Annotated in this window: 4 protein-coding genes; 3 read left to right on the top strand and 1 reads right to left on the bottom strand. The window is 75.0% G+C overall.

All coding sequences use genetic code 11. The features are described from left to right. Window positions 1–1,116: cell division protein PerM (locus CCN35_RS20575; RefSeq protein WP_245863302.1), on the top strand; the 1,116-nt coding region annotated here is incomplete at its 5' end. Between the two features lie 52 nt (window positions 1,117–1,168). On the opposite strand, the gene CCN35_RS20570 is transcribed toward CCN35_RS20575, so the two are convergent. After that, complete coding sequence (locus CCN35_RS20570) at window positions 1,169–1,960, bottom strand: hypothetical protein (protein ID WP_067394574.1); 792 nt, start codon at window positions 1,958–1,960, stop codon at window positions 1,169–1,171. A 314-nt stretch (window positions 1,961–2,274) separates the two neighbouring features. On the opposite strand from CCN35_RS20570, the gene purN reads away from it, so the two are divergent. Then, the gene (gene purN / locus CCN35_RS20565) at window positions 2,275–2,904 is read left to right on the top strand and encodes a phosphoribosylglycinamide formyltransferase (protein WP_067394571.1); all 630 of its coding nucleotides are present in this window, start codon (window positions 2,275–2,277) and stop codon (window positions 2,902–2,904) included. Then, window positions 2,901–4,466: a bifunctional phosphoribosylaminoimidazolecarboxamide formyltransferase/IMP cyclohydrolase gene (gene purH / locus CCN35_RS20560; protein ID WP_067394568.1), complete on the top strand. Its 1,566-nt coding sequence runs from the start codon at window positions 2,901–2,903 to the stop codon at window positions 4,464–4,466. The genes purN and purH overlap by 4 nt, the downstream gene beginning before the upstream one ends. Window positions 4,467–4,497: the final 31 nt, after the last annotated feature.

Below are 4,497 nucleotides of genomic sequence, written 5' to 3'. Positions count from 1 at the left end.
GGCACAGCAGCAGCACGGCGAACCGCCCCGACCAGCCCTCCGTCAGCGCCAGGAACGCCCCCTGGGCGGTTCGCCGTGCTGCTGCTGTGCCTGGCGCTGCTGCCGAACGCGGTGCTGTGGGCGGTGGCGTACTGCCTCGGACCCGGCTTTCTGCTCGGCTCCGGCCATCTCGTCGGCCCGCTCTCCTCCTCCCCGCACCCGCTGCTGCCGCCCTTTCCGCTGCTCGCCGCGGTCCCGGAGGCGGGCCCCGGCACCCCGCTCCACTGGGCGTCGGCGGCGGTGCCGGTGACGGCCGGGCTGACGATGGGCTGGTTCGTGGCGGGAGCGGCGGTCCGGGAGAGCGGGGACGCCCGGGGCGGAACCGTGCGGGTGCGGGCGTGGTCGCGGCGGCGGACCGTGGCCGGGGCCGGGCTGGCGTGCCTGGTGTGCGCGGCCGTGCTCGGGGCGTTCGCGGCCCTGGCGGGAGGCCCGCTCGGCGGTGCCGCGCTCGCCCGGTTCGGGCCGGTGGGATGGCAGGTGGGCGGGGCCGCGCTGCTGTGGACGGCGACGGCGGCCGTGCCGACGGCGGCGGTGCTGCGGGCGTGGCGCTGCCGCGGGGCCCGGACGCCGGCGCGCGAGGGAGCCGGGACCGAGGGAGCCGGGAGGGCGGACGGCACGCCCCGGGCGGGCCGGGCCGCCGCGGCGGCCCCGGAGCCCTCGGCCGAGGGCGGGCGCGTACGCCGGCGGAGCCTGTTCCCGCGGCGGCGGACCAGGAGCCTGCCGCCGCCGCGGTCCGCACCGGCCTCCCGCGCCTCCCACGCCTACGACGCCGCCCTCGAGCCGTACGACGTGCTGCCCCTCGAGCCGTCGGTGCCCGGACCCGCCTCCTCCTGGCCGGACGACGACGGTGCCCGCCGCGTCCGCGGGACGGCGCCGAAGAAGCCGGCGGAAGGGGCCACGGCGCCGGAAGGGGACACGGGACCGGAGGAAGCGCGGCCCGGCGGGACCGAGCCGGCCGGGACGACGGCGGGCGAGACGAGGACGGGCGGCGCGGGGGCGAAGGACGGCACGGCGGCGGGGAACCCCCCGCCGCCCTCCGGGGACGGCGGACCGGCGGACCCGTCCGCCGGGCGGTGACCCCGCCCGGCGCTTCGCGGCACTGTGCCGGGCGCCGTCGTCCGGCGCCCCGTCAGCGGTTGTCCCCCAGCACCCCGCGCAGCTCAGGGGGCAGATGCCGGTCGCAGGACTGCTTGGCCTGCTGGGTGAGGGAGTCGTTCACGCACGTGTAGTAGTCCCGGTAGACCAGCTGCGCGGCGAAGGACGTGGCGACCACGGCGAGCGCCAGCGACGCGGTGACCAGACCGCTGATCGCGGCCGTCGCCTGCGGGCGGCCCGTGGGGGCCGGTGTGCCGGCGTCGTGCCCGCGCGGCTTGGCGCGCAGGGAGCTGATGCCCCAGTACAGGGCCAGCGCACCGAGCAGCAGGGCCACATAGGTCCAGCTGAACAGGGCGAAGAAGAAGGCCCACATGCCGGCCAGCAGCGCGTACCGCGCGCGGCGCTGGACGGGGTCCGTGGGGTCCCAGCGCATGCCCGGGCCCTGCGTACCGCCGCCGGGCCGCTGCGGACGCTCGCCGAAGCCGCCGGAGGAACGGTCCGGCTGGCGGTCGCTCCACCGCCCGCCCCACGGGGACCGGCCGCCCTGGCCCGGCCCGTCGGAGCCGTCGGAGGGACCGCCGGAGGAGTCCTCCCGGGGGCTGCCGCCGGCCGGGTAGCGGGGCTGCCACGGCCGGTCGGGGGCACCCTCCGGGGGCGGCGCGAAGGGGTTGTGGTCCGAGGCCGTGCCGCCGGGGCCGTCACCGCGTCCGTCCGCGGGGGCGTCCGGCGGCGAGGGCGGGTGCTCCCTCAGCAGCACGGCACCGCGCCGCCCTCCCTGCGCCGTCTGCGGAGGGTGCGTGAGGAGTCGCAGGCTGCGGTCCGGCATCAAGTGAGCGTCTTCCCCTAGGTGAGTCACAACTGGTCTGGCACGTCCGGTCTGGCACGTCCGGTCCCTCCCGCGGGGCGCCGTACGCCCCGGGCACGAACCCGTCGCTTGGTGAACGCACGGTGCAGGTGGTGCGTTCCCGTACCAGCTCCTCCCTGACGCTACCTCCCGGCCCGCCCCCCGTCCCATGGGGGGCCGGTCGGCTGTGCCGGTATCGTTGCTGACGGTCGGCTGCTTCGTAGGCTTCCCCGTATCCGGGGGCACGAAGCATTCGTACGACCGCACAAACAGCTTCCCCGAGAAAGGGCCTCACCGTGGCCGCCAAGCCCGTGGCCAAGCGCCTCGTCGTGCTGGTCTCCGGATCCGGCACCAATCTGCAGGCGCTCCTCGACGAGATCGCCGCGACCGGTGCCGAGACGTACGGCGCCCGGGTCGTCGCCGTGGGCGCCGACCGCGACGGCATCGAGGGACTGGCGCGTGCCGAGCGCGCCGGGCTGCCGACCTTCGTGCGGAGGGTCAAGGACTACGACACACGCGAGGAGTGGGACGCGGCCCTGACCGAGGCCGTCGCCGCCCATGAGCCCGACCTCGTCGTCTCCGCCGGATTCATGAAGATCGTGGGGAAGGAGTTCCTCGCGCGTTTCGGCGGGCGGTTCATCAACACGCACCCCGCCCTGCTGCCCAGTTTTCCGGGGGCCCACGCCGTACGGGACGCCCTCGCGTACGGCGTCAAGGTCACCGGCTGCACCGTCCACTTCGTCGACGACGGCGTCGACACCGGCCCGATCATCGCCCAGGGCGTGGTCGAGGTCCGGGACGAGGACGACGAGAGCGCGCTGCACGAGCGCATCAAGAAAGTCGAGCGAAGGCTGCTCGTCGAGGTCGTGGGGCGGATCGCCCGCAACGGCCATCGCATCGAGGGACGAAAGGTAATCATCCAGTGACCGCCGAGAGCAACAAGCGGCCCATCCGGCGCGCGCTCGTCAGCGTCTACGACAAGACCGGCCTGGAGGAGCTCGCACGCGGGCTGCACGAGGCCGGTGTCGACATCGTCTCCACCGGCTCCACCGCCGGGCGGATCGCCGCGGCCGGTGTGCCCGTCACCAGGGTCGAGGACCTCACCGGCTTCCCCGAGTGCCTGGACGGCCGGGTCAAGACCCTGCACCCCAAGGTCCACGCCGGCATCCTCGCCGACCTGCGCCTGGAGGACCACCGGCGGCAGCTCGAGGAGCTGGGCGTCGAGCCGTTCGACCTGGTCGTGGTCAACCTCTACCCGTTCCGGGAGACCGTCGCCTCCGGCGCCTCGCCCGACGAGTGCGTCGAGCAGATCGACATCGGCGGCCCCTCCATGGTCCGCGCCGCCGCCAAGAACCACCCGTCGGTCGCGGTCGTCACCAGCCCCGAGCGGTACCCCGACGTCCTCGCCGCGGTCGCCTCCGGCGGCTTCGACCTCGCCACCCGCAAGCGCCTGGCCGCCGAGGCCTTCCAGCACACGGCCGCCTACGACGTCGCGGTCGCCTCCTGGTTCGCCTCCGAGTACGCGCCCGTCGACGAGTCGGGCTTCCCCGACTTCCTCGGCGCCACCTGGGAGCGTGCGCGCACCCTGCGCTACGGCGAGAACCCGCACCAGCCGGCCGCGCTCTACCTCGACGCCGGCGGCGCCGGTCTCGCGCAGGCCGAGCAGCTGCACGGCAAGGAGATGTCGTACAACAACTACACGGACACGGACGCCGCCCGCCGTGCCGCGTACGACCACGACGAGCCGTGCGTGGCGATCGTCAAGCACGCCAACCCGTGCGGCATCGCCATCGGCGCGGACGTCGCCGAGGCGCACCGCAAGGCGCACGCCTGCGACCCGCTGTCCGCCTTCGGCGGTGTGATCGCCGTGAACCGGCCGGTCAGCAAGGAGATGGCCGAGCAGGTCGCCGAGATCTTCACCGAGGTCGTCGTCGCGCCCGACTACGAGGAGGGGGCCCTGGAGGTCCTCACCCGGAAGAAGAACCTCCGCGTCCTCAAGGCCCCGCACGGCCCGGCGAACCGTGTGGAGGTCACCACCATCGACGGCGGTGCGCTGCTCCAGGTCACCGACCGGCTCCAGGCCGACGGCGACGACCCGGCCACCTGGACCCTGGCCTGCGGCGAGCCGCTCGACGCCGACGGACTCGCACAGCTCGCCTTCGCCTGGAAGGCCTGCCGCGCGGTGAAGTCCAACGCGATCCTGCTCGCCAAGGACGGTGCCTCGGTCGGCGTCGGCATGGGCCAGGTCAACCGGGTCGACTCCTGCAAGCTGGCGGTCGAGCGGGCCGGTGCGGAGCGGGCCCGCGGCTCGTACGCGGCCTCCGACGCCTTCTTCCCCTTCCCCGACGGCCCCGAGATCCTGATCGAGGCGGGGGTCAGGGCGATCGTCCAGCCGGGCGGCTCGATCCGTGACGAGCAGGTCGTCGAGGCCGTCAGGAAGGCGGGCGTGACGATGTACTTCACGGGGACGCGCCACTTCTTCCACTGATCCCGGCACCGGTCCGGACCGGCCGGTCCGG

The organism is Streptomyces thermovulgaris, from assembly GCF_002155915.1.
Lineage (GTDB): Bacteria > Actinomycetota > Actinomycetes > Streptomycetales > Streptomycetaceae > Streptomyces > Streptomyces thermovulgaris.
Note: the sequence above shows the minus strand (reverse complement) of the source record. Positions and strands in the feature narration are given on the sequence as shown.